Here is a 24,485-nt window from a genome sequence, read left to right on the forward strand (position 1 = left end):
CTTTCTGCGTGTCTTATGGCAAGGTTAAACAAACCATATTGTGCCTTTGCTGTCGCGTGGGTTTTGTGGGGCGGCGTTTCCTGTGCATCGAACCCGTACTACGATTCACCGCTTTCAAAAAACAACGCGGCGGAAATCAACCGGACTTTTGACAGCCAGGTGCCGGACGCCTTCGGTCCGCAACCGGGGGGGCAGGGCCCTTCGTCCGAATTGATGATGAGCCAGCCGGAGTTTGTTTCGGAAAGCCTGGGCGAGGAAGGCGTACGGCTGGAACAATTGCGGCGGGACGGTCCCCGGTTCACCCTTTCGGCCCAGGACGCGGATATCAAGAACATCCTGCTGGCGCTGTCGAAAGGTGTCCGGCAGAACCTCGTCATCGATCCCGACATCCGTAGGAAAGTGACTGTGGACCTCAAGGACGTGACCATGTCGGAAGCGCTTGAGAACATCCTCAGTCCGCTTCATCTCGATTATAAGTTCGACGGCAAATTCATCCGCGTCTTCAAGCAGAAGATGGAGACGCGCATGTTCCGGCTCAATTACATCGTGTCCCAGCGGGCGGGGGTCAGCAACGTGCAGTCGCTGAGCGGCCAGGGCACTTCCGGCATTCAGAACAGCGTCGTGTCCGGTTCTTCCGGTTCCAATTCGGGAGGTGGAGTCGGTGGCGGCAACAACGGCGGAAATCAACAGAGTGAATTGATGAACCGCACGTTCACGCAGATGGTCACCTCCGAACGCAACGACCTGTGGCGCGAGATTTTCTTCGGCCTGAAACGCATCGTCGAGGGCAAGATTGAAGATCCCAACCAGATGGACGAGGAGAAAATCTTTGGGGATCAGCAGGGCGGGGGGCGGCAGTCTGGATCCAGCGGCCAGCAGCAGGCCGGCGGGATGCTGGGAAACTTGCTGGGCATCAACCCGCCGTCGGCCCAGACCCAGCCGGTGAGGGACGACGAAACGGGAAGCAAGCTCCCCAGCCCCACGGATGAGGAGAAGAAATCGGACAGTTATTTCACCATCAACCGGCAGGCGGGCGTGGTCATCGTTCACCATTACCCGGATGTGTTGCTGGAGGTGGCGGAGTTCCTGGAAGCGGTGGAGGGCTCCGTTCAGCGGCAGGTGTTCATCCAGGCCAAGATCCTGGAAGTGAACCTGAATGAAGAATACCGGCTGGGTGTGGATTGGAGCCAGGTCAGCCCGTTGAAGATCATCAACGACGGCGATCCGGACATTCTCCAGGGATTGAGCCCGGGACCGGGCCAGCCTTTCAATTTAGGCAATTCCGCCGGAGCGGGAAGCGCACTGGGAACCATGGTGGCGGGTGCGGGCGGCATTTTTTACGGGCTCAGCAACACCCAGATCAGCGTGTTGATCGATGCGCTCGGACAGCAGGGCAACGTCAGCGTGCTGTCCAGCCCGAAGATCGCGACTCTCAACAACCAACGGGCGGTGATCAAGGTCGGGACGGAGGACATTTTTTTCCTGCCCATCGTCATTCCAGCCACCACCACGCAGGCCTCGGCCACGCAGTTTGTGCCGTCGCAGATCACCATCGGCATCGTTCTGGATGTGCTGCCGCAGATCAACATGGACGGCACGGTGATCATGAGCATCAACACCAGTGTTTCGGAGCGGTCGGGAGAGCGCACTTCGCCGGACGGATTGAACACGGTACCCATTCTCGACGTGCGTGAATCGAACAATGTGGTCATGGCCAGGAGCGGGCAGACCATCGTCATCGGCGGCCTCATGAAAAACACGCGCCGGAGGGACAACAACGAAGTTCCATTCCTCGGCAAGATTCCTCTGTTGGGAAAACTGTTTCAGTACGAAGCCAGCGTGGATGAAAAGACCGAGTTGGTAATCATCCTCACGCCGAAAGTCATGGTGGGTCAATCGATCGATGAACGCTTGAAGCAGGAGTACGAACGGTTCAAGCAGTTCATGACGCCCACGCAGACCCAGGCGATGATGGAAGAATAGGGGGAAGCTGTGTATACGGTATTTTACAACTTCAAGGAAAAACCATTCAGCCTGACACCAGATCCCAGGTTCATCTTTTTCAGTGATGGTCACCAGGAAGCGCTGGACCATATGATGTACGGCATCAGCCAGCGGGAAGGATTCATGGCCGTCACCGGGGGAATCGGCACCGGAAAGACGACGTTGTGCCGGGCTCTTCTGGAGAACATGGATGAAAAGGACAAGGTGGCCCTGATCCTGAATCCCATTCTTTCCTCCTCCGACCTCCTGCGGGCGCTGGTGCAGGATCTCAGGGTGCAGCCCCGTTATATGGAACAAAAGCAGAACGCGCAGGAGCCGGATATCTGGGTGGAGGAAAACGGCAAGAGTGACGAAAAATGGACCGTGGAGCAGGTCAAGTGGCTGCGCAACGCCTCCAAAAAAGAACTTCTGGATGCGTTGAACGATTTCCTGCTGGATCAGTATGCGGCCGGAGGCTCGACGGTGGTCATCATCGATGAGGCGCAGAATCTTTCCCTGGATGTCCTGGAGCAGATCCGCCTGTTGTCCAACCTGGAGACGGACAAGGAAAAACTCCTGCAGATCATTTTTGTCGGACAGACCGAATTCGAAGAAAAACTGAACCTGCCCCAGCTCAAGCAACTCAACCAGCGAATTTCGGTTCGTTACGATCTGCGGCCCCTGACCAGTGAAGAGACCCGCACTTACGTGTATCACCGCCTGCGTGTGGCTTCCACCACGCCCCGGGTCACCTTCAGCCGCGGCGCGTTCAAGGCCATCTATTCTTATACGCAGGGTTACCCGAGGCTGATCAACCTCGTCTGCGATCGGGCCCTGCTTGCGGGGTATAACGAACGTACCAAGTGCATCGACGCCAAACACGTGCGGCAGGCGATCAAGAGCCTTCTGGGCGACGAGGACCAGCGTCCCAGTTTCGATCTGGTCATGAAACTGAGACTTGCAGTTGCGGCATCCATCCTGTTTTTTGTGGCGGGCGGGTTGTTTTTCGTTCAGGGAGACTCCGCGTTTTCACGAACCGTAAACAACCTGAAGCATTCCATCGGTTCGGCTATCTCCATCGGAACACCGGCGGAGGCAAAAGGGGTTCCGACACTGCAGCCAAAGCTGCCTTCTGTCCAGGCGCCAGTACAGAAACCCAAGGTCACTTCGGAAAAAACGAAACCGGTGCAAGTTTTGCAGGAAGCGCCGAAGCAGGTTCTGAGTGTAGTTCCCCCCGAGAACATAATCCGGTTGCCCCTGAACTTTCCGGCACCGGTGGAGGAGGAACTGTTCCGCATCCAGATCAGCTCCTGGAGCAAGCAAGCCAATGCCGCCCGGGTTTTGAAGGGTCTGGATAAAAAAGGGTTTGAGGGATATATCCGGGAAAGCACCATTTCCGGCAAACCCTGGTATGTTGTCTATATCGGGCCGTATGGTACAATTAAAAAAGCCCGCGACGACATGCATCGTCTGGAAGCCGAAGGCAACGACCCGATTCTGCTTTCCTACAGTCCAAAGGGCATAGAAGGCGGCCTCTAATGAGCCTCATTGCGGACAGTCTGAAAAAAGCGCAAAAGGAACGTGACAAGGATCAATCCGCACGAAACCGTTTGCGAGGTTCCATATTTTCCAGTCTGTCCCCAAAGTATCAAAGGGCGTTGTCCCTTCTGGGCTGGGTTCTGATTCTGGCCGGTGGGCTGATCACCCTTCTCATTCCCTCTGCAAACTACCAGGCTGAGGTCAAACCCCTTCTTCTGGCCAAACCTCCCATGCCGGGCGAAGTCCGAAAAGGAAAATCGTTTCGGCAGAAGACCGGTCCGGAAACCGTTTCCACGTTTCAGGATTCCAAGACCCAGACAGGTAAAAACGGGTTTTCGAAATCGGAACCGGTGGCGGTTGTGGCCATGAACCCGAATGCGCAACCGCCGGAAGCTGGCGGGACTAAAACCAAAAGCGGCAAAGGAAAGAACACGCTCCCTTCCAGCAAGAATCCTGAAAAAAGTGGAATGGGAACGGCTTCGGTGATTTCGGGTTCCAAACAGAAACAGTTGCCGGAAGAAGTTTCCGGCAAAAAGACGATCCGGGGAACGAAAAAGCAAACAGGCCGGATTAACGGTAGCGGAACAAAGAAAAAAACGGGTTCGACCAGGGTTCAAAAGTCGATCAAGAAACCCAAGTCGAGACCGGTCCGGGCGGTTCCTCCGGTTCCTCCTGAAAAGGAGGATGTCGTGGCCTATGAGCCCTTCGTCAAGCCGGAATCCGCTCTGGAGCAGGTGGCGGCTTTGACTGAGGGGTTGAATTCGGAAGCCAATCTGGAACCGGGAAGCAACATCCAATCCAAAAGAAAACCAGGCCGGACCCGTTTCCGGGGAAAACCAGCTGGTGCAGGAAGTTCCCGTCACGGACCTGATAAAAGAAAATCCAAAGCCTCCTGAAATGGAGACGCAGCAAACCAATCAGCCGGAACAGGAAACAGAGACCATTGTGACGGTGACCAGCGAAACGGAGCAGCAGGTGGTGGGCGACGAATCCATTTCGGTTGTTCCCAATGAAAGCGACCGCGCCACAACGGAAAAAATGAAAACCGGGTTCGATCCTCGATCCCTGGATGATAAATCGCGCTATTTCAATATCGCCACATTCCACCACCGCAACAAAGATTATTTTGCGGCGTTGAAATATTATGAAAAAGCGAAGCGGCTGGATCCCACCAACGCGCGCATTCATAACAACCGGGCTTTGATCTATAAGGAAATGGGCAAACCCCAGGAAGCCATAGGCGAATTGCTTCAGGCCGTCCGGCTCGATTCCAACTACGGCAAAGCCTACAACAATCTGGGCCTCATTTATTACAAGATGGGAGACGGAATCAATGCCGTTCGTTATTTCGAGAAGGCGACGGAGCTTGATCCCGCAAACGTGGAAAGCATCAACAATCTTGCCATCCTCTACAAGCAGCAGCGGCACTATCGGCGAGCCGAGTTGCTTTACCGGAAGGTCATCAACCTGGAACCCCGCCACCCGGAGGGGTATTACAATCTCGCCCTCCTGTATGAGGAAACGGGTCGCCTGAAGGATGCGATCGTGTACTACAACCGGTTCGTCGAACTGGCTGCCTCCACCCGCCCGGCCCTCACCCTGAAGGTGCGCGGCCATATTCAGAAATTACAAGAAAAGTCGCAAAGCTGATTCCCGGAACTGGTAAAATGCGGAACAGAAATTCCGCCTGAGCCAGGCACCCCCACAGGGTAAGGAGGCATCCGCTTTGAAATCGTTTGTCAAAAAGTACCTGATTGCGGGACTGTTGATCCTGTTCCCTGTCGGCCTTACCGTATTTGTCCTGGCGTTTGTGATCAATTTGCTGGATCGCGTGATGGCACCGTGGATCTCTCTCGCCATCGTGCGCTGGAACATTCCCCTTCCAGAGGATTTTTATCTCCCGGGCCTGGGTTTCTTTCTGGTCTGCCTGTTTATCTTCATCGTCGGTCTTGTGGCGACCAACTTTTTCGGCAGGAAACTGGTCGCTCTGAGCGACCGGATCCTGCACCAGACGCCCATAGTCCGCAGCATTTACACCACGATCAAGAAGGTGGTCGATTCGGTTTCCGAGGCGGACACCGGTTCGTTCGACCAGGTGGTCGTTGTGAAATACCCGCACGATGGCATGCGGATGTTCGGGCTGGTGGCCGGCCGCACGCGGGGAGAGGTGAGGGAGCATTCGGGCGATGAGGATCCCGTCAACGTGTTCGTGCCTTTGATCCCCAACGTCACGCTTGGGTTTTACCTGGTTCTGCCCAGAAAGGATGTCACTCCCATGGACATCACTGTGGAGGAGGGGATGAAGTACCTGATGTCCTTTGGCCTGGCGAAAGGGGAAGGAAAAAAGAGTTCTTCCTCACCTCATGAAAATTAGGGCGAATCAGGGTTTTTTGGATTTGCCGGCGATTTTTTCGGTGAGATTTCTGGCCACCTGGGTGTTCATCTTGCCCAGCACGGCGCCGGCGTCCCGGCTTTTCATCTTGGACAAAATCTGCACGGCGATGTCCTGATCCATGTTCTCCAGCAGGGTGGCGGCTTCCGTAGCTTTCATGCTGGAATACATTTTCACCAGCGATTCCACGTTTTTCTGGATGAGGTCGCGTTTGATGCCGACCTGTTCCTCGCTCCGCGCCAAAGCTTCTTCAATTTTCTGAAGGTCGCTGCGTACTTTCTTTTCCAGGTCTTTCAGGTTTTTTTCGCGCAGGGCCAGTTCTTCTTCCCGTTTTTCCAGCTCGCGGTTCTTTTTTTCAATCATCTCAAGCATGCGGAACGTTTCCATGTTCATCTCGAGGCGGGACTTGTCCGTGCTGGGCAGATTGAGGTTGCCCTTGGTGTTGCCGGAGCCGGATTCTGATTTCGTCTGGGGGGAGTCGCCGGTCTGGGCCCCCGCCAGTGTGGTTCCGGCCAGGAACAGGGCGGCCAGCAGGGCGGGGAATTTTCGGAAGCGTTTCTGCGTATGGTTCACGGCTCCCTCCTGTGCCATTGGGAGGAGGCAACGTCATCGAGAAACGCGGTCTCTTTCTTTTCCGCTTCCTTCTTTTCGCGAAGTATCTGTTGTTCTTTGAGGACCTCCAGAGTGCGGCGTTTTTTCATGGTCTCTGCCAACTCCAGCCGCTTGGCCTCCATTTTGCCGGACACCTCATCGATCGTTTGGAGGTTTTGCTTTTCTTCCAGCCGCCCCCCTTCAAAATAATTGTCATAAAGACCCAATGTGGAGGGGTCCAGATTCTCTGAAAATTTCCGGTTCAAGTTTTTCTTCTGTTGATTGCGGCGTTCATTCAAACGGTTCAGGGTTTCCCGGTGAGCTACCAGTTGTGCGTTGATCTCCGCGAACGCACGTTGAACCATGTTCTCCTGGTTTTTACGGACCCGCAAAAGCCCTTCCAGCCGGAAACTCATGCGTCACCTCCCGCCGGTTCTTCATGCAGCACATGGTGCAATTGTGCCACGCTGTCTGAAAACGAACGCGACTCGTTCATGCCCTGCCTCAGGTACTGGTTGAAGGCTTCAATTTTCTGAATGGCTTGATCGATTTTTGGGTTGCTTCCCTGCGCGTAGGCCCCGATATTGATCAGTTCTTCCGCCTCGCGGTAGGTTGCCAGAATGTCCTTGAACTGCATCGATAACTGGTAATGTTCCGGTGTCACCACTTCGATCATCATACGGCTGATGCTTTCCAGGATGTCGATGGCCGGGTAATGATTGTGCGATGACAGACGGCGCGACAGCACGATGTGACCGTCCAGAATGGCGCGGACGGCGTCGGATACCGGTTCGTTAATATCGTCACCTTCCACCAGCACGGTGTACAGGGCGGTGATCGACCCTGCGGCGGCGGAGGTGCCCGCACGTTCCAGAAGACGTGGAAGGAGTGAGAACACGGATGGGGTGAACCCGCGCGTGGTCGGCGGTTCTCCGACGGACAGGCCGATTTCCCGCTGCGCCAGCGCAAAGCGGGTCAGCGAATCCATCATCAGCAGCACGTCGTTCCCTTCGTCGCGAAAGTATTCCGCAATCGTGGTGGCCAGGTACGCGCCACGGATACGCACAAGAGGAGGCTGGTCGGAAGCGACAGCGATTACCACGGAACGTTTCATCCCTTCGGGTCCCAGGTTTTCCTCGATGAATTCTTTCACCTCGCGACCGCGTTCGCCAATGAGGCCGATGACGTTGACCTCCGCGGTGGTGTTGCGCGCGATCATTCCCAGAAGGACCGATTTGCCGACGCCCGTTCCGGCCATGATGCCCACACGCTGTCCCTTGCCGAGGGTGAGCAGGCCGTTTATGGCGCCGATACCGACATCAAGGGGTTCCGCAATACGGGTGCGGTCGAGCGGATTCACAGGCTTTCCCTGTACCGGATATTCCTTGCCCATCGGGATGGGCCCGAGACCGTCAATGGGATTTCCCGTGCCGTCGATCACGCGGCCCAACAGGTGTTCGGAGACGTTGAATGCGGGGGCTTCTTCCTTGGCGACGATCACGCTGCCGGGTTCAATGCCGGCCATGTCGCCCAGAGTCATCAGCAGTATTTTGTTGTCGCGGAAACCGACCACCTCCGCATCCACAAACTTTTTGTTCTGGCGGGAATGGATGGTGCACAATGCGCCCAGGGACACGGCGGGTCCGTTGCCTTCCACGATCAATCCGGTGATCCGCACGACGCGGCCCTGCTTGCGAACCATTGACACATTGTCGATGAAGCTGTCGTATTTTTGCAGATCGATGGTGTCGGGCATGGGCTATCAGCTCTCGTTTTTGGGATCGGTCTCGTTTTCGTCACCGGAATCGCCGGGTTCTTCCGCGGGTCTTTCTTCCGGTGCGGAGGCGGACGGGTCCATTTGTTCGTTTTCCCCGTTTTCTTCATCGGATTCCGCGGCTACGGGTTCCGGTTGGATGGATGGTTCCGGGTAGTCCTGCAACTCTTCCGGAAGAGGGGGTGCGCGGTGCAGGAGTTTGTCGATTTCCGCCTTCAGGCGATCGATGTCCGCTTCCACGTTGCCGAAGTTCGATTCCACCCGGCATCCGCCACGTGGTACGGAAGCATGGCCCTCCACCCGCACATTGCGAATGTCGGGGAACAGGCGGTCGAGTTCCTGGGTGTAATTTTCTGCGTGCTCGCGGTCCCGCGGATGAACCTTGATGACCAGCGTTTCGCGATCGAGGATGGAACCGACGGCCAGGCGAATGATGTCGCGCACGCTGTCTTCGCGGCTGGCAAGGTCGGTTTCGATGATTTTTTTGGCGATGCCGACCACCATGTTCACCATCTCGCGTTCCAGCTTGGCATACATGGAACTGCGGAACTTCCCTAGCTCTTCCACGCCTTCGGTGAGCGTCTCCAGAAACGGGGTGAATTCCTTGCGCGCCGCTTCCTCTCCCGCCTTATAGCCTTCTTCGTAACCGGTTTTGTGCCCTTCCTCCCGCGCCTGGGCCTTGACTTCCTCCGCCTTGGCCTTGATTCGTTCGAGGGCGTCGGCGAACACCTCCTGCACACTCTGTTTGGCTTTTTCGATGTTGTGTTCGTCAAAGTTGCGGGATTTCTCGAGATCGAACTTGAAGCCCCGGGGCAGGTCGCGCCGCACTCCAAAATCCTGGAACTGGAACGGAGCGTCCCCGGAAGTGGCGGGCGATTTGGGATCCTTGCCGGACCCCTCGACGTCTTCCTTTGAACGGAATGGTTTGAACGTTTCAGACAAGTTCTTCCGCGCCTCCACCGATGGCCAGTTTGCCTTCTTCCTCCAACCGCTTGATCACCTGCACCACCTTCTGCTGGGCGCGTTCCACCTCGCTGACTTTCGTCGGACCCAGGGCATCGAGGTCTTCCTTCAGCATGTTGGCGGCACGGTCGGACATGTTGGAGTAAATTTTGTTTTTCACTTCGTCGCTCGCGGTTTTGAGCGACATCAACAGGTCTTCGGACTGCACTTCCTTGAGAACCATCTGCAGACCGTTGTCGTCCAGCTTGAGAATGTCTTCGTACGTGAAGCGCAGGTTGCGGATTTCGTTGGCGAGATCGGGATCGATCTCGTCCAGGTTCGACAGCAGGGAGGTTTCCGTCGCGCGGTCGAGTTCGCTGATTACCGTCACGGCCGTGTCCAGGCCGCCCATCTTGCTTCCGGAAATCGCGCCGGAAGTGCGGAACTCGGACTGCAGCGCTTCATCGAGATCGCGGATGACCTGCGGCGACACACGCTCCAGCGTGGCCAGGCGATAAATGACCTCGGTGCGGAACTCTTCCTTCATTTCCTTCAGCGTGGCGCTCGCCAGGGCGGAGTCCATGTGCGCCATGACAATCGCCGCGGTTTGTGGATGTTCGTTGGACAGAAACTGCGCGATGACCTTCGGCTCCAGCATGCGGATGGTGTCCAGTCCGCCGCCCAGGTCCTCGCCGGGCAGGGTGACGTTGTTCAGGATTTCCGTCGCCTTGTCCGCGGGCAGGGCCTGCAACAGCGTGCTCTTCAAAAAGTCCAGACCGGAAACGCCCAGGCCACCGCCGATGCCGGAGGTGATGTTGGTGAAAAACTCGCGCGTGATCTGATCGACCGTGGAGGTTTCGACGTCGCTCACGGCGGATATGTAGTTGCCGATGCTTTGGATCTCGCGCTCGTCCATCTGCGCGAGGATCTTCGCGGCCTGTTCCTCGCCCATCGCCATGAGAAAGATGGCGGCCTTTTCGGGACCGGTCAGTTTCTGGTTGGTTTTGGGATTCATTGTGCCCATGGGTCTCTATGCTCCAGCGCTTCGTTCTCTCATCCATTTGCGAATAACGGACGCGGCGTAACGGGGATCGCGCCCGACCAGTTCTTCCACCGATTTGCGCATCTCGATGTTCTCCTGCGCCATCTGCGCCATGCGCTTTTCTTCTTCCTGCTTCTGGATCTCTTCGGGAGTGGGGCCTTCATCGATTTCTTCCACCACTTCCACGCTGGTGGTGATCCACCGCACCATCGGCAGGAGGACCCGCATGACAAGCAGTACCAACAGTATAGCACCGATCACGTATTCAGCGATTTTGAGGGCCAGCTCGAATTTCTGGGCCGATACAACTTCCTCGCTCTGCAGGAACCGGGTGGATTTGTCGAACTGCACGTTTTCCAACTGGATTTGGTCGCCCCGCACTTCGTCATACCCAACCGCGGTGCGCACGAGTTGCAGTAATTTGGCCATCTCCTCCTGCGAACGGGCCTGGTATTCCGGCGGATCGCCGACCATCTTGCCGTCCACCATCACGCTGACCGACAGCTTCTGGATTTCGCCGGTCGTCTCCTGCACGTGCTTGACCACCTTGTTGATCTCGTAATTGAGCGTCGATTTCTCGTTGTTGCGTTTCGAGCCCGTGCCCGTCGCCTGCTGGTTGCCGGTGCCCGGCGTCAGCGACTGCACACCCGCGAGGCCGCCCGGCGGCGCCGCGCCGATCACCTGCTCGGTGGTGTTCTGCTCACTGCGGATCACCTGCGAATCGGGATCGAAAATTTCTTCCGTGCGCTCGACCTTGTCGAAGTTGATTTCCGCCGCGACCTTGGCGATGACCCGGCCCGGCCCCAGCGCGTCTTCCAGCATGCTGACGATGCTCGATTCCAGTTCCTTCTCGACGCGCCGCTTGTGTTTGTAGTTGGACGCCGTCAACAGGGCCGCTTCAGAAACCTCCTTGCCGCCCGACAGCATGTTGCCCTGAAGATCGACCACCACCACGTCGCCCACCTGCAATCCTTCGACGCTGGCGGAGACGAGATGCACGATGCCCTGCACCTGCGTTTCAGACAAGGTCTGTCCGGCATTCAGCTTCACCATCACCGATGCCTTGCCGCGCGGTTTCTCTTTGGAGAAGACGTCCGTCTTCGGCAGGACCAGGTGCACGCGGGCGTGTTCCACCGCGGAGAGGGAAGTGATGGTGCGGACCAGCTCGCCCTGGAGCGCGCGCTGGAAATTGAGTTTCTGCACGAACTCCGTCATGCCGAGCGGCGTGTCTTCGAACAGTTCGAGTCCCACCTCCGTGCCCGTCGGCAGGCCCTGGCTGGCCAGGTCGAGCCGCACTTCATGCACGCGGTTGGACGGGATGCGGATGTTGCGTCCCTGGTTCGACAACTCGTACGGGATGTTCTGCGTCTTGAGTTCTTCCACCACCGCCGCCGCGTCCTTCTCCGACAGGTTGGCGTACAGCAGTTGGTAGTCCGGCGCCTGCGCCCAGAACAGCATGGCGACCACCGCCGCGCCCATGCCCGCCAGCAGGCCCAGTGCCGCGACTTTCTGCACCGCCGGCAGTTCGTTGAACCGGCGTCCGAGATTGGTTAAGAATTCGAGAAACGCTTCCATGATCTTGCCCCGTCAATGGTTGTCGTTGTGTTCGTCATAAATTGAAATTCCCATTTTCTTTTTTTCAATGTCCCTCAACGCATCAGCCCGTTTGCCGCGGGCCACGCCCGCCGCTTACCTACCCAGATCGATCGCCCTCAGCGCCATCGTCTTCGCCGAGTTCATCGCCTGGATGTTGGCCTCGAACGAGCGCGTGGCGTTGATCAGGTTCACCATCTCTTCCATCAGGTTGATGTTCGGCATGGCCACGAATCCCTGCTCGTTGGCGTCCGGGTGGTCCGGTTTGAACACCATCTGCGGCTCACTCTGGTCCTCGACGATCTCCGCGACGTGCGCCTCGCGGATGCTGTCGAACATCTGCTGGTGCAGGGTGGCGGCGAAGTCCTCGTTCATCGGGACGGCGGACACCACCACATCCTTGCGCTTGTAGGGGCCGCCCTCCGGCGTGCGGGTGGTCTCGATGTTCGCCAGGTTGCTGGCGATGGCGTCCATGCGCTGGCGCTGGACGTTCAGCCCGGAGGCGCTGACCTGGATCGACGTCAAAAAATCCATCGTGCGAATCCTTTACAGAATAAGGGTTTCCGCCCGCCGGCCGCCATTTTGCGGGGACGGGCAATGTTTACAGGGATTTAAAGCAAATTCGGTGCCAAACGCGCGGGAATTCAACGAATTGGCCGGATTCGGCGGGCAGGACGGAAAGGCTTTTAAAACAAAGGGGTTGCGGGCGTGGAGGCGGGGAGGGCACCGGCGGCGCGGGGGAAAATCAGGCTTTATTTGGCCACCCGGCAAATCTTGCTGTCATCTTTTTGGCGATGGGCAAGTTTGTCCGGCCGGCCACGGTAAAGCGAATGAACCACTGATGAGCACAGACCGGGCTCCGCCCGGAGGGGGTAGGGAGGAACCACAGATAAACACCGATGCGCACCGATGAAAAAAACTTTCTCTCTCCTCGCGGGAGAGGAATGAGGTGAGGGGGAACAAGTGATCCCTCCCCTTTTCAAGGGGAGGGTTGGGAGGGGTTACTTATGGTCCTTCCTCTAAGGTTTTGAAACAGGCCTGCAAAAATTTGGTATAGTTTAAAAATAAAAATGAGAATTTTTTAATAAGTTAAAAAATGATTGATGGTAAAGACCAAGAAACAATCAAGGCCATACGTTCTTTAAAAAAAGTCGTGGAAAAAGGCGAAAAGCCTATTGTGTTTTGGATAGGGGCAGGAGTCAGCTATTGGCAGGGTTATCCTCTCTGGAATCAGCTTGCAGATTACTTCCACTCCGAATTTTTGAATAGCTCTATTAACTATGATCTTGAACAAGGAAAGGCTTTGTTAAAGGATCATAATAACCTGCCTAAGTTTTTTGGATATTGTAAGTCTATAGATCAACAGTTGTACAATTCGCTATTATCAGAGAAATTTAAGTTTAATCCAGTAAGCTCTCCGGTTTATGTCCGCTTTTTAAATTCCATTTCTTCTATCCAACCTATCTTTATACTTACAACAAACATAGATGAATCGCTGGAAAAAAATCTGAAGGTTGAAACAATTCAAAACGTAAGTCTAGAAAAGGCTAATAACTTTATTCAAGGCTCAAATTCCTTTGTGTGTAAACTCCATGGCTCAATAAGTTTTCTAGATAGATTAATTTTTACATCAGAGGAATATGACGAATTAATAAAGAAGGAAGAATATGCGGGGCTTTTGGAACAGGTGTTTTCAGAAGCGATCTTAATATTTATTGGATATAGTTTGGGAGATAAGTATGTTCTTCAATTGTTAGAAAAAGCTTCGAAGAAGAAACCATTGTTTGGGGATGGCCCCCATTTTTTACTTACCTCAAATAATATAGAAAATCTTCCGAAAAGCATTAAGCAAATAAAATTTATTTTTAAGGAAAATAGTGACCGAAGGGCAATAGTCCAAGTTTTAGATATTATTGTTTCAAAAAGTAGTGGAAGGATAAAGGTTGAGCCAAAAACTAAGTATGAAGAATCAAAGGTCCTTAAAAGTGCATACTATATAGCGGATTTATTTCCTCCCGGAACTTGGTCAACATCACAAACACTTACCTTGCATTCTCATGGTAAGGAAGATAGAAAAATGATTGTTGGCAATGGGTTTTCTGATAAAGAATTTCCGGACCGATATTCTTCGGCAATGCATGATTTAGTGGTCGGCCTAATTTGCTTCGATAATATTTATATTGGTTTAAAATATTTGACGCACTTACATGAATTGGTGGGTGGTCAGCTATTTGCGACCCTTGTAAAGGAAGATGTTTTTAGGTTTATAAATTATGAATTCGGGGTTGGAGTAATTTATAAAAACCTGCAAACTTTTGTTGAAGGGGATTTTGTTTCCGGAGTTTCTGATCCTGAAAGTGAGGGTATCTTTTCAACCACCGGAGTAATTAAAAGAAAAATTTTACCTAAGCCAGGCAAGGAAGCTGAAGCTCAAGATATATTTAATCGGATAGAAAAGAACACGTTTTCTTTTAAGAGGGAAGAAATTGATGTTGATGGATTACTGTTTGGAACCATTTTGCATCCAGAAATTAGAAAACTTCTGGGTTTAAGCGATGGATTTCTACCCTCTAAAATTCCTTCTTGGTTGGCATTTCCTGTAATGAGGTTTTCGGAAATTTTAAAAGTAGGTGCAATTTGTAATGGTTTAAAAATATCAGCAGTTAAACTTCCCTACGGAGGTGAAAAGCTGGCCGGAATTTCTTTTTCAGCCGCGTATGCTACGGAGTGGGCTGATGAGGCTGCTAATTATATTTTGTCGGGAAGATACAGTGTTGACTTGGGGCCAATGGTATTTGGCAATCCCGATATAATTTTTAGTATTTTAAAATTTCGAGATACAGAGGAAGGTGTTAGGTTGCGAAAAGAAATATTAAATGCATTGGCCGTTAATTATGGGGGTGACTTCATAACATCTGTTAATGCAGGGTTAGAAAAGAATATTCCGGTTAAAGTTCTACAAGAAGCCCGAGACAAAATGGAAAGCCTTTTTTTGAATAACAATTCAAATTTAAATAGTACCCCAGCAATTTGGAGCAATTTTAAAAATCCTGATGATGCATTAAAGTTATGGCGTGAAAGAAGTAAAAGAGAGTTTGAAGAATACTGTCTGAATAATAATATTCAAAAATATAACTTTTGTCCATGTGGCTCTGGGGACAAAGTTAAGTTTTGTTGTGGGCAAATTAATTGAAATGTTAGGGTGTTACGCCTTCTCTTTATACTCCGTAAGCTTATTGCGGAGGGTGCGGATGGAGATGCCGAGTTGCTCGGCGGCTTTGGTCTTGTTGCCTTCGGTTTCTTCCAGCGTCCTCAATATCAATTCCCGCTCCATCTCCTGGAGCGTGCCCCGGAAATTCCCCAAAGGACTCGACCCGTTCGCGCTGGCGGGCTGGGCGGCGGTCGCCGCGTCGTCATCCATGAACAGGTTGGAGGGCTGGATGGTGTCGGCGTTGCACAAGAGAACCGCGCGCTCCATGATGTTCTCGAACTCGCGCACGTTCCCCTGCCATTGATATTTCTGTAACAGTTTTTTCGTCTCGTCAGCCACGCCGGCAATCGCCTTGTTGTTCCTCTGCCCGTGCTTCCTCGCGAAGTGATCGGCCAGCACCGGGATGTCCTCCTTGCGCTCGCGCAGGGGCGGCAGTTTGAGCGGAATGACGTTCAGCCGGTAATACAGATCCTCGCGGAATTTCTGCTCGGCGATCAGCGCTTTCGGGTCGCGGTTGGTCGTGGCGATGACGCGCACGTTGACCGGGATGGGTTCCTTGCCGCCGACCTTGTCCACCTCGTGCTCCTGCAAAACGCGCAAAAGTTTCGCCTGCAGGGGCAGGGACATCTCGGTGACTTCGTCCAGCAACAGCGTGCCGCCGTGGGCGAGCTCGAACTTGCCCTGCTTGGCGGTGATGGCGCCGGTGAACGATCCTTTTTCATGCCCGAACAGCTCCGACTCCAGCAGTCCTTCCGGCAGGGCGGCGCAGTTGACGGCGAGGAACGGTTTGTCCGCGCGCGGACTGCACTGGTGGATGTAGCGTGCGAACAGTTCTTTGCCGGTGCCCGTCTCGCCGGAGATCAGCACCGTCGATTGGCTGTACGCCACGTTCTCGGCGAAGGTCAACAACTCCTGCATGGTTTTGTTCTGCGTCACGATCTGGCGCGGATCGATGGCCGCCGCGTCGTCATTCTCCGTAGCCGCATCAGATGGCGCCGTGCTCATCGCGGTGTCGGTCTGCAAAGCGCGGGTGACGGTGGAGACCAGCACGTCGGCGGAAAACGGTTTCAGCAGGTAATCGAAAGCGCCCTGCTTCATGCTCTCCACGGCGTTGTCGATGGTGCCGTAGGCGGTCATCATGATGACGCGCGTTTCCGGTTTGAGTTCCTTGATGGCTTTCAGCAGTTCCGCGCCGGTCATCTTCGGCATCTTGACGTCGGAGATGACGAGGTCGAAGTCCTCGATCTCGACCAGGCCCAGCGCGTCTTTGCCGTTCTCGGCGGTTTTGAGGTCGTGCCCCTCGCGCTTGAGCGCGGCGGTCAGCGCGGCGCGCATGTCCGGTTCGTCATCGACGATCAGGATGTGGCGTTTCGTTTTCATGACGCGGGCGTGTCCGAGCCGGGGAGGTTGATGGTGAAGGTGGTGCCGCGGCCGGGCTGGCTGTCCACGTCGATGGTGCCGTGGTGTGCCTTGATGATGTTGTGCGCGATGGCGAGGCCCAGGCCGGTGCCTTTTTCCTTCGTGCTGAAAAACGGATTGAAGATGTGTTTCTGGTCCGACTGCGCGATGCCGACGCCGGTGTCGGCGATGGTGGTGCGGATGAAGTGGCGGTGGAACGTCTCGCCCGCGGGCGCGGCGCCGCGTTCGGTCTGGATGGTCAAAGTGCCGCCGACGGGCATGGCCTGCACGGCGTTGCGCAGGAAATTGAGGAACACCTGTTTGAGCAGGTGCTCGTCCGCGTTGGCGGTCATCGTGCCCGCGCCGAAATCGCACACCACGTTGACGTTGTCCGGAACCTGCAACTGCGACGGGTCGGCGAGCAGGTTTTCGAAAAGCGTGTTGAGGTCGCACTGACTGCGCGACGGTTCCGGCGACTTGGCGAACAGGAGCAGGCTGGAGATGGTGCGGTCCATGTTGCGCACGCCGTTGATGATGTGGTCGGCGGGCGCGCGTTTTTCCTCGTCGTCGCCGAGGTCTTTTTTGAGGAGCGACGCGAACAGTTCGATGCTCGCCAGCGGGTTGCGGATTTCGTGGGCGATGCCCGCGGCCATCTCGCCCATCGCGCGCAGGCGGTCGTTGCGTTCGGCTTCCTCTTCGAGGCGTTTGAGTTCGGTGATGTCTTCGACCAGGAGCATGGTGCCGATGCGTGCGCCCTGTGCGTCCAGCACGGGGGAGGCAGCGGTGCGCAGACGCAGGTCGCGTCCGTCGGTGGTCAGCACCGATTCCTGGAACACCGGTTGCGCGTTGGGCGTGTCGTTCACGCGCGCGATCAATTGCGCGAAGGGATCGACGTCGAACACCTCGCCCAGCGTTTTGCGCTGGACCGCGTTTTCCTTGAGGCCGGTGATGCGCTCGGCGGTTTTGTTGAAGGTGGTGATGCGTTGCGCGTCGTCCACCACGATGACGCCGGTGGTGAGGCTTTGCAGGATGTTATCGAGGTAACTGCGGACCGCTTCCTTTTCCTTCAGGTTCTGTTCGAGCTCGGCGTTTTTCTTTTCCAGTTCGAGGTCGAGCGCGCGCACGTGTGCCTGCAGTTTTTCGTAGGACTCCTGCAGGTGCTGGGTGGTTTCGGTGAACGCCTGAAACGCGGCCTGAAGGGTTTCGAGATCCGGCACCTGCCGGTCCTGGGGTTCGTCCGTCATGGGCCACTCGAGAGGAAGTTTGCGTACGGCTTGCAAGGTCTTATTCATTATAGAAGATCACAACAGGTCTTTTAAACGATTTTCCCAGTCCATGACCTTGAGGCGGATCTCCGCCGCGTCCTGCACCAGGTTTTGTCCGTTGTCCTTCGTCTTGATCATCTCCTTCAACTCCGCCTGCGCCTGTTTCGGTTGCGACAGTTGTTCGAGGTTGTCGGCGATGAGGAAATCCGCGTAGCTGCGGAGCGAATGATCGGGAAAGCGTTTGCGTCCCGACTCCAGCATGTTGAGAGATTCCGAGTAACGGCGTTGGAGGTGGTACACGATGCCCAGCTTGTAGTAGGTGGACTGGATGAACTCCGGCGGGTTGCGCAGGGCGCGGTCGGAGTGGTCGATCACCTTGCGGTAGGCATGGCCCGCGCGGTCGAGGTCGTCGGACTCCATCCAGATTTCGGCCAGCCGGTACCAGGCCAGCGGGAGCTTGCCGTTGCCGCGGGCGATGATGGATTCGTACGTCTGCACCGCCTTGTCGATGCGTTTCTGTCCGCGGTAGGCCTGCGCGAGGAGCATCATCGCATCCGGCACCTCGGGACTGTTCGCGTAATTGTTGAGAAAGGTTTTGCTGACCAGTTCCGCATCCTCGAAGCGGTTCTGGGCGAGATGGATTTCGCCGAGGTTCAGGAACAGCCGGTCCGAGTACACGCCCTGCGCGTCCTTGAGCTTCACCTCCTCGAAAAATTTCAACGCCTCGACGTGCATGCCGATGGCCTGGTAGGCTTCGCCGATCTGGAGTTGCGTTTTCAGGTCATCGACGTCGCCGATGCCGAACGTCAGGAAATCGTTGTATGCATAGAGGATGGGCAGGTGGCCGCCCTGTTTGGAATACTGGTCGATCAGGTGGCCCATCGCGCGGTGGATGGCGCTTTTCGCGGTGCGGTAATAGCGCGACGACTTGTCGCGGTCCAGCAGGCGCTTGAACTCCTGAATGGCCTGCAGGAAGCGCTGTTCCTGGAAGAGGGCCGAGCCGCGGCTCAGCAACACTTCCGAGCGCACGTTGCGTGCTTCCGTGCCGGCAAAGATGGCGTTGTAGGTTTCATAAGGTTTGAAGTAAGCCGGGTTGTCCATCACCAGGTCCGGGACATCGAGGCCGGGGTAACGGATGCCGATGTCCGCCATGCGGATTTTGGCGTAGAGCGCGCGCGGGCCTTCCGGGTCGATTTTCATCGACCGCTCGAACACGGAATAGGCGGCCATCCCGTTTTTCTCCAGCAGGTAGGAATCGCCGATGCGGTTGAACGCTTCGTGCGCCTTCAGGGAATCCGGCTGCAGGTTGACCAGTTGGAAATAATATTTGCGGGCCTTGCCGTATTGCTGGCGGGAAAAATACAGTTCACCGATGGTGAAATTGAGTTCCGGTTCGTTGTTCAACTCTTTCGGCCAACGCTGGACCGCGTCCTCGAACACCTGGAGGGCCTTGTCATATTCCTTGCGGTCGTAATACGCCTGGGCAATCTGGTACACACTGGCCCGAGCATTGGGTTCCGTGGCCTGGTCCTTCAGGATGACGCGGAATGCGCGATAGGCCTCATCGAGGCGGCCTTCCTTGAACATCATGCGCGCCAGTCCCAGCTTGCGTGCGTCGTTGTAGCGGCTACGCGGATTGCGTTCGATTCCCTGCTCGTAGTGCGTTTTGGCTTCGAGAATGAAATCGAGATCGTCGTAAATCGTCGCCAGTTTGTACAGGGCGTGGTCGTAGAATTTGGAGTCCGGGTATTTGCGGATGGCGAAACGGTAGGCGTCGATGACGGCCTCGAAATTCGGTTCCTGTTTCTGCACGGCCAGTTTCCATTCCGCTTCAGCGACCAGGTAGGCCGCGTTGGCGGCGAAGGGGCTTTCGGCAAAATTCCGGACATATTCGCGCAGTGCGGTGGCAGCTTCCCTGTAATTCTGTTGCTGGAACAGGTTGAGCGCGCGGGTGTATTCGTTCCACCCGTAACGAAGTTTATCCTCGCTTTCCGTCCGAACGGTATTTTCGATTTCATTCAAGGTCATGCCTTTGACCCGTGGTGCCTTTTGACCCTCTTTCTTGGGAGCAGGAATGAGCTCTTTTTTTGACTTGAGAATCTTGAGGGGTGTTTTTCTGGCCAGATCGAAGACGATCCGGGGCGGATTGTTTTCAAAAAAGTGAATGAATTGCGTATTGGCCTGGTGAAAATGAAGCGTGATCTTGACGATGCCTTCCAACTCGCGGGTTTCGATGCGGGTCAGGTTGACGTCTTTGAACGCCTGCGGTTTGATTCGCGGATGCAGAACCGCACCGCGCAGAAAGATCCCAATGCGTTTGTTGCCGAGGTCGGGGATGACCCGGTATTCGGCAGGACGATTGAGCAGGATGACCACCCGTGTTTTGTCCGGGTGGGGACCCAGCTGGATGTCCTGGATTTTAATGGGACCGGACGGGCTTTGTGCATGGGAGAAATTCGCCAAAACGAAAATCAGGGACACCCCCAGCGCGAGAATCCGGCATCCGGTTTTGAATGAAGTTCTGCTCACCATATAAAAACACTCCGATTGGCAATGCAGTTCATGAAAAGCAAAAGTGATACCGAATGAAATTCATTATATCCCAGACTCCTTTAACCCATTATAATAAAAGGGAAAACTTTTGGTGCGCCGGTTGGGCGAAACAGCCGATGCCAGGTTGAAAATGGCGGGGTTGCTGGTCGTTTATATATTATCGTCAGAAATTTGACGTCAGTTGAGTGCGTTTATAGGTTTGACTTGAATTTTCTGACCGAATCTAAGATAACTTAGAGTTTATGGACCCGATCGATCAGAGCCAACTGAAAGAGACCCGGCAGGTCCTGGAACTGGTGAAAAACCAGAAAGCCATGCTGGGCGAGTCTCTGGTCAGCCTCGACCTGTTTCTGTACCTTCATAAAAGCATCAGTCTCCTGCACCTGGACGACATCAAACCTGTCCTCTTGGAAAAGCTGCCGCACATCCTCGCGGTTCGTTACTTTTCGTTATTCCTTTATAATCCGTCGCAGATGGAGTTGACCCTGGCCTGCAGCAATCACCTCGACATGGCAAAACCGCTGAGCTTCAGCGTTTCCGAGTCGGGAGTCATGCAGGATGCCCTGAACCAGAAGCGGTACATCTTTGAAGCGGACTTCACTACCTCAAAGTATTTCAAGGGCAGAAAAAATCCCCTTTTCAAAAACAATTTTTTCCTGTGCGTGCCGTTGATGATTGAAAACAAGATCATCGGCGTGATCAACGTCAACGACAGCGACAAGGGGTTTTTGTCGGTGTCGGACATGGATTACATTCTGAACGTTCTGGAGTTCGTGGCCCTGTCCGTAAGCAACGCCCTGTTGCACGAGAAGACGGAGATGCTGTCCATCACCGACGGACTGACGCAGTTGAACGATCATCGGCAAATGCTGCACATTTTAGGCAAGGAATTCGACCGTTCCCAGCGGTACCAGTCCTCGCTTTCCCTGTTAATGATGGACATCGATAATTTCAAAAGGATCAACGACACCTACGGGCACCAGAAGGGGGATGAGGTTCTGGTGGCTTTGGCCACGGTGATGAGCCGGCTTTGCCGGTCCAACGACACCGCGGCGCGGTATGGCGGGGAGGAGTTCGCGGTCATTCTGCCTGAGACGGACAAAAAGGGCGCGATGGTCATTGCGGACCGCATTCGACAGGAAATGGCAAAGATCGCTTTTGATGTGGAAAACAAGGAATTTGGTGTGACGGTCAGTGGTGGTATCGCGGAACTGGATTTGTCCACCATGGAGTCTGTTTCGGATTTGATTCACGCTGCGGACCGGGCCCTATACAGGGCCAAGGAAGAAGGGCGGGACCGCGTTATTCTTGGAGATTGAGGTGTCTGCCACCCTGCTCGATGCATACAAGTGCCTTCCGGGCCTGCCCAGCCATCCGGAGCAGATTGCAAAGGTTATCGACGTGCTCGGAAAAACGTCGTCGGCGGATTACGACCTCCTGCACCTGATTCAGTATGATCCCGCTATCGCCGCCCGTATCCTGGCTGTCGCCAACCTTCCCGTGTACGGGTACGAGCGACGCGTCGAGTCCCTGCAACAGGCGGCAGGCCTGCTTTCACCCAGCCTGGTGACCAGCGTTATCCTCACCACCCCGGTGTTTGAAATGTTCCGCGACGCCGATCATACGTACCACCGGAAATTCGATCACCTGCAACTTTGGGCGCATGGCGCGGTGACGGGAACCCTGGCGGCGCTTCTGGCGAACAAACTGGGTACTATGGAAGAAGACGTGTGCCTGACGCTGGGGTTGCTGCACGACCTGGGAAAGATGGCGCTCATCATCAACCATCCCAGGGAGGTGCTGGAGGCCCTGGACCGGGCAAGGAAGGATGCCCTGCCATTTCCTCAGGCGCTTCAGGACGTTGCCGGATGCACACCCCAGGAAGTGGCGGGACAGCTGGCGGAGGAATGGCATTATCCAGCCAACCTGATCGAATACATTCAGTCCCTGGAAAACGGCAAGGTGGCCCGGGAGACCGGTCCCGTAGTCATTGTGCGGCTGGCAAACCGGCTGGCGGAAGACTGGGGATACGGCGATGGGCTGCACCTGCCGGAAAACGAACCGCTTGACCCGTTGGTGGCGGCGCTTGGTATATCGCTTTCGGACCTTTCGCAATGGAAGCCGGACATGCAGTCCCGGGCGGAAAATCGAGCCCGAAGGATCCTTTCTAAAACGCTTTCCTGAAGAAATCCGCTATCGTGCGGAACACGGAACCGTTCAATCCCAGGCTGGAGGCATGTGTTTGGCGGTCCACCTTCTGGGTCAATTCCTTTAAATTTTCGGAGACGGTCACCGGGTACGACGGGGCCGCCGTGCCCAAAGATCGAAGCGGTTCAGGCAGGGCCATCAATTGCAATTGCGCATGGGCGCGCAGGGTTTGCAGGGAAACGGATGGATGCAGGCGGCGCCCGCCTCTCATCATGGGTGCGATCAGGGTTTCGCCTTCCAATTCTTCAGCGGCCAGGCCCAGTTGGTCGTTTGCAAACCGTCCTCCGGCATCCCGTAACCGGAACACCTGCTTGGCACCGGGCAGGGTGGCTTTTCCTTTGGATCGCTTGCGCCGCGGCTTTCCGTCATACTCCTGCAACTTGTAGGCGCATTCCAGAAACGGGGCATCATCAGAAACTACCAGCCGCGTGCCAATTCCGAATCCTTCCACCGGAATGTCGTTCGCCATGTATTCGGCAATGGCGTGTTCGTCGAGATTGCCGCTGACGAAAATCTTGATGTGTTCCAGTCCCGCCTCGTCCAGCCGCCGGCGCACCTCACGCGCCTGTTCCTGCATGTCGCCGCTGTCGAGCCGCACTCCCTGAATGCGTATCCCGTTCTTTTCAAGTTTGCGGGAAAGCCTGATGACCGATTCGGTGGCCTCAAAGACGTCATACGTATCGAGCAGCAGGGTGGTGTTTTGCGGCCATGAGCGACAGAACTCATAAAACGCCGCTTCCTCGCTGTCGTGAGCCTGAATGTACGAGTGCGCCATGGTTCCATAGACTGGAATGTTGTCGGTGGCTTCTGCCAGTACGGTGGCGGTTCCGTCGAATCCGGCGAGGAAGGAAGACCGTGCTGCCAGCCATCCCGCTTCCGCGCCGTGGGCGCGGCGCAGACCAAAATCGACAAGGCGCCCCCGACCTTGTGCCGCGAGCACGCACCGCGCCGCCTTGCTGGCGACAAGAATGGAATAATGAAGCAGGTTGATGATGCGCGTTTCCACAAACTGCGCTTCCGGTAAAGGCGCGGTAATTCGCAGGACCGGCTCGTTGGCAAAGAACACCGTGCCTTCGGGCATGGCATCCACATCTCCCGTGAAGCGGAACGTCCTCAACGAGTCCAGAAGTTCCTGGGGGAAACGCCCGCTTCGCTTCAGCGCATCCAGTTCCTGCGGAGAAAAATGCAGGGCTTCCAGGTAACGCAAGACAGGCTCCACCCCTGCACACATCAGGAAGTTGCGGTGAGGGGGAAGGTCCCGCACAAAAAATTCGAACACCGCCTGCCGGGTCATCCCCTGGTCGTTATAACTTTTTAACATGGTGAGCTGGTAGAGGTCGGTGAGAAGCGCACTGGCCTGCGCGGGATCGAGGCAGATGTCGTTCACCGTTGCGAAACGGCAACCGAGCTCCCGCATTTCGTTCAAGGCCCGCGCTTCGTCCTCCGGATTCACGTTGACGGCACGGATGGCGTCCTGCAGCAAAACCACTTCGAAAGTGTTTTTCACCGCATCGCGCACGGTGTTGAGCACGCAATAGTCGGTGGCGAGTCCGCCGATGAACAGGCGGCGCACACCCTTTTCTTTCAGCCGGGAATCGAGGTCCGTTCCCTGAAAAGCGGAGTAGGCGTCGGCTTCTTCGGTCTGGGCTTTACTGATGACAACTGTGTCCGCCAGGTTCAGCTCGGCGGCGAAATCCGCACCCTCGGTGCCCTGGATGCAGTGCGGCGGCCAGGGGCCCCCCTGCTCTTCAAAGGAACAGTGAGTTTCCGGATGCCAGTCCCGGCTGGCAAAGATCGGAAGGGATGCGGAGCGGAAAAAATCGGCGTACCGTTTGAGGGGTGCGATGACCTGATCGCCATGGGGCACGGCCAGGCTGCCGCCGGGCAGAAAGTCGTTTTGCAGATCGACGATCAGCAGGGCGTCTCCAGATTGTGGCGTCAGGTCCTTCATGCAGGCACCCGAAGTGGAATGATGGTTCCATTCTAACGCACCT

The 24,485-nt window shown here is 55.5% G+C and carries 19 protein-coding genes and 1 pseudogene; 8 read left to right on the plus strand and 12 right to left on the minus strand.

Going from position 1 to position 24,485, the window contains the following annotated elements; all coding sequences use genetic code 11:
- The first annotated feature begins 15 nt into the window (after positions 1–15).
- The 5 genes from TX82_RS06095 (at position 16) to TX82_RS06115 (ending at position 5,896) form a co-directional block, all read left to right on the plus strand.
- Entirely contained in the window at positions 16–1,983 is a 1,968-nt protein-coding gene (locus TX82_RS06095; protein WP_005008165.1) for a secretin GspD/PilQ domain-containing protein, read from the plus strand.
- Positions 1,984–1,992: 9 nt separating this feature from the next.
- Positions 1,993–3,522, plus strand: a complete 1,530-nt coding sequence (locus tag TX82_RS15120) for an AAA family ATPase (protein ID WP_005008168.1) — start codon at positions 1,993–1,995, stop codon at positions 3,520–3,522.
- Positions 3,522–4,418 carry a hypothetical protein gene (locus tag TX82_RS06105; RefSeq protein WP_005008170.1) on the plus strand — a complete coding sequence of 299 codons (897 nt, stop codon included), beginning with the start codon at positions 3,522–3,524 and terminating at the stop codon, positions 4,416–4,418. Before TX82_RS15120 ends, TX82_RS06105 begins: the two co-directional genes overlap by 1 nt.
- Position 4,419: 1 nt before the next feature.
- A complete protein-coding gene (locus TX82_RS06110; protein WP_042250678.1) occupies positions 4,420–5,172 on the plus strand; it encodes a tetratricopeptide repeat protein in 753 nt (250 codons plus the stop codon).
- Positions 5,173–5,248: 76 nt separating this feature from the next.
- Positions 5,249–5,896 (plus strand): DUF502 domain-containing protein, encoded by a 648-nt coding sequence (locus tag TX82_RS06115; RefSeq protein ID WP_005008174.1) that lies wholly within the window; start codon positions 5,249–5,251, stop codon positions 5,894–5,896.
- 6 nt (positions 5,897–5,902) lie between these two features.
- Here TX82_RS06115 and TX82_RS06120 read toward each other — a convergent pair whose 3' ends face one another.
- The 7 genes from TX82_RS06120 to flgC all read right to left on the minus strand — a co-directional run bounded on the left by TX82_RS06120 (position 5,903) and on the right by flgC (position 12,390).
- Positions 5,903–6,487, minus strand: coding sequence for a MotE family protein (locus TX82_RS06120; protein WP_052338201.1), 585 nt, complete (start codon positions 6,485–6,487; stop codon positions 5,903–5,905).
- Complete coding sequence (gene fliJ, locus TX82_RS06125) at positions 6,484–6,921, minus strand: flagellar export protein FliJ (RefSeq protein WP_005008178.1); 438 nt, start codon at positions 6,919–6,921, stop codon at positions 6,484–6,486. Before fliJ ends, TX82_RS06120 begins: the two co-directional genes overlap by 4 nt.
- Positions 6,918–8,261 (minus strand): FliI/YscN family ATPase, encoded by a 1,344-nt coding sequence (locus TX82_RS06130; protein ID WP_005008181.1) that lies wholly within the window; start codon positions 8,259–8,261, stop codon positions 6,918–6,920. The genes fliJ and TX82_RS06130 overlap by 4 nt, the downstream gene beginning before the upstream one ends.
- A gap of 6 nt (positions 8,262–8,267) precedes the next feature.
- The gene (locus TX82_RS06135; RefSeq protein ID WP_187291920.1) at positions 8,268–9,221 is read right to left on the minus strand and encodes a FliH/SctL family protein; all 954 of its coding nucleotides are present in this window, start codon (positions 9,219–9,221) and stop codon (positions 8,268–8,270) included.
- Positions 9,214–10,245 carry a flagellar motor switch protein FliG gene (gene fliG / locus TX82_RS06140; protein ID WP_005008185.1) on the minus strand — a complete coding sequence of 344 codons (1,032 nt, stop codon included), beginning with the start codon at positions 10,243–10,245 and terminating at the stop codon, positions 9,214–9,216. The genes TX82_RS06135 and fliG overlap by 8 nt, the downstream gene beginning before the upstream one ends.
- A 6-nt stretch (positions 10,246–10,251) precedes the next feature.
- Complete coding sequence (fliF, locus tag TX82_RS06145; RefSeq protein WP_005008186.1) at positions 10,252–11,838, minus strand: flagellar basal-body MS-ring/collar protein FliF; 1,587 nt, start codon at positions 11,836–11,838, stop codon at positions 10,252–10,254.
- Between the two features lie 114 nt (positions 11,839–11,952).
- Positions 11,953–12,390 (minus strand): flagellar basal body rod protein FlgC, encoded by a 438-nt coding sequence (flgC, locus tag TX82_RS06150; protein WP_005008191.1) that lies wholly within the window; start codon positions 12,388–12,390, stop codon positions 11,953–11,955.
- Between the two features lie 562 nt (positions 12,391–12,952).
- Between flgC and TX82_RS06155 the strand changes: the two genes are divergently transcribed.
- Entirely contained in the window at positions 12,953–15,049 is a 2,097-nt protein-coding gene (locus tag TX82_RS06155; protein ID WP_005008195.1) for an SIR2 family NAD-dependent protein deacylase, read from the plus strand.
- A 12-nt stretch (positions 15,050–15,061) separates the two neighbouring features.
- On the opposite strand, the gene TX82_RS06160 is transcribed toward TX82_RS06155, so the two are convergent.
- Genes TX82_RS06160 through TX82_RS06170 form a run of 3 tightly spaced genes read right to left on the minus strand, consistent with a single transcriptional unit; the run spans position 15,062 to position 20,262 of the window.
- Positions 15,062–16,447, minus strand: coding sequence for a sigma-54-dependent transcriptional regulator (locus TX82_RS06160; protein WP_005008197.1), 1,386 nt, complete (start codon positions 16,445–16,447; stop codon positions 15,062–15,064).
- Positions 16,444–17,709, minus strand: a complete 1,266-nt coding sequence (locus tag TX82_RS06165) for a two-component system sensor histidine kinase NtrB (RefSeq protein WP_042252011.1) — start codon at positions 17,707–17,709, stop codon at positions 16,444–16,446. The genes TX82_RS06160 and TX82_RS06165 overlap by 4 nt, the downstream gene beginning before the upstream one ends.
- Before the next feature lie 57 nt (positions 17,710–17,766).
- Positions 17,767–20,262 carry a tetratricopeptide repeat protein gene (locus TX82_RS06170; protein ID WP_005008200.1) on the minus strand — a complete coding sequence of 832 codons (2,496 nt, stop codon included), beginning with the start codon at positions 20,260–20,262 and terminating at the stop codon, positions 17,767–17,769.
- A 263-nt stretch (positions 20,263–20,525) separates the two neighbouring features.
- Between TX82_RS06170 and TX82_RS06175 the strand changes: the two genes are divergently transcribed.
- Complete coding sequence (locus TX82_RS06175) at positions 20,526–21,602, plus strand: sensor domain-containing diguanylate cyclase (RefSeq protein ID WP_005008205.1); 1,077 nt, start codon at positions 20,526–20,528, stop codon at positions 21,600–21,602.
- A 1-nt stretch (position 21,603) separates the two neighbouring features.
- The gene (locus TX82_RS06180) at positions 21,604–22,467 is read left to right on the plus strand and encodes an HDOD domain-containing protein (RefSeq protein WP_187291921.1); all 864 of its coding nucleotides are present in this window, start codon (positions 21,604–21,606) and stop codon (positions 22,465–22,467) included.
- Here the strand turns inward: TX82_RS06180 and TX82_RS06185 are convergent.
- Both TX82_RS06185 and TX82_RS17155 read right to left on the minus strand, forming a co-directional pair.
- Positions 22,451–23,908, minus strand: a complete 1,458-nt coding sequence (locus TX82_RS06185; RefSeq protein ID WP_084604061.1) for a nicotinate phosphoribosyltransferase — start codon at positions 23,906–23,908, stop codon at positions 22,451–22,453. The genes TX82_RS06180 and TX82_RS06185 overlap by 17 nt on opposite strands.
- Positions 23,885–24,442 (minus strand): annotated as a pseudogene (locus TX82_RS17155) (isochorismatase family protein); the annotation flags it as partial. The gene TX82_RS06185 and the pseudogene TX82_RS17155, both read right to left, overlap by 24 nt.
- Positions 24,443–24,485 lie beyond the last annotated feature (43 nt).

The organism is Nitrospina gracilis 3/211 (genome assembly GCF_000341545.2).
Classification (GTDB): Bacteria; Nitrospinota; Nitrospinia; order Nitrospinales; family Nitrospinaceae; genus Nitrospina; species Nitrospina gracilis.

Bases quoted from the DNA above. Each gene is read 5' to 3' on its own strand.
- TX82_RS06095 (WP_005008165.1), top strand. From the start codon at position 16: ATGGCAAGGTTAAACAAACCATATTGTGCCTTTGCTGTCGCGTGGGTT.
- TX82_RS06105 (WP_005008170.1), top strand. From the start codon at position 3,522: ATGAGCCTCATTGCGGACAGTCTGAAAAAAGCGCAAAAGGAACGTGAC.
- TX82_RS06110 (WP_042250678.1), top strand. From the start codon at position 4,420: ATGGAGACGCAGCAAACCAATCAGCCGGAACAGGAAACAGAGACCATT.
- fliJ (WP_005008178.1), bottom strand. From the start codon at position 6,921: ATGAGTTTCCGGCTGGAAGGGCTTTTGCGGGTCCGTAAAAACCAGGAG.
- TX82_RS06130 (WP_005008181.1), bottom strand. From the start codon at position 8,261: ATGCCCGACACCATCGATCTGCAAAAATACGACAGCTTCATCGACAAT.
- fliG (WP_005008185.1), bottom strand. From the start codon at position 10,245: ATGGGCACAATGAATCCCAAAACCAACCAGAAACTGACCGGTCCCGAA.
- fliF (WP_005008186.1), bottom strand. From the start codon at position 11,838: ATGGAAGCGTTTCTCGAATTCTTAACCAATCTCGGACGCCGGTTCAAC.
- flgC (WP_005008191.1), bottom strand. From the start codon at position 12,390: ATGGATTTTTTGACGTCGATCCAGGTCAGCGCCTCCGGGCTGAACGTC.
- TX82_RS06155 (WP_005008195.1), top strand. From the start codon at position 12,953: ATGATTGATGGTAAAGACCAAGAAACAATCAAGGCCATACGTTCTTTA.
- TX82_RS06160 (WP_005008197.1), bottom strand. From the start codon at position 16,447: ATGAAAACGAAACGCCACATCCTGATCGTCGATGACGAACCGGACATG.
- TX82_RS06165 (WP_042252011.1), bottom strand. From the start codon at position 17,709: ATGACGGACGAACCCCAGGACCGGCAGGTGCCGGATCTCGAAACCCTT.
- TX82_RS06170 (WP_005008200.1), bottom strand. From the start codon at position 20,262: ATGGTGAGCAGAACTTCATTCAAAACCGGATGCCGGATTCTCGCGCTG.
- TX82_RS06175 (WP_005008205.1), top strand. From the start codon at position 20,526: ATGGACCCGATCGATCAGAGCCAACTGAAAGAGACCCGGCAGGTCCTG.
- TX82_RS06185 (WP_084604061.1), bottom strand. From the start codon at position 23,908: ATGCGGGAGCTCGGTTGCCGTTTCGCAACGGTGAACGACATCTGCCTC.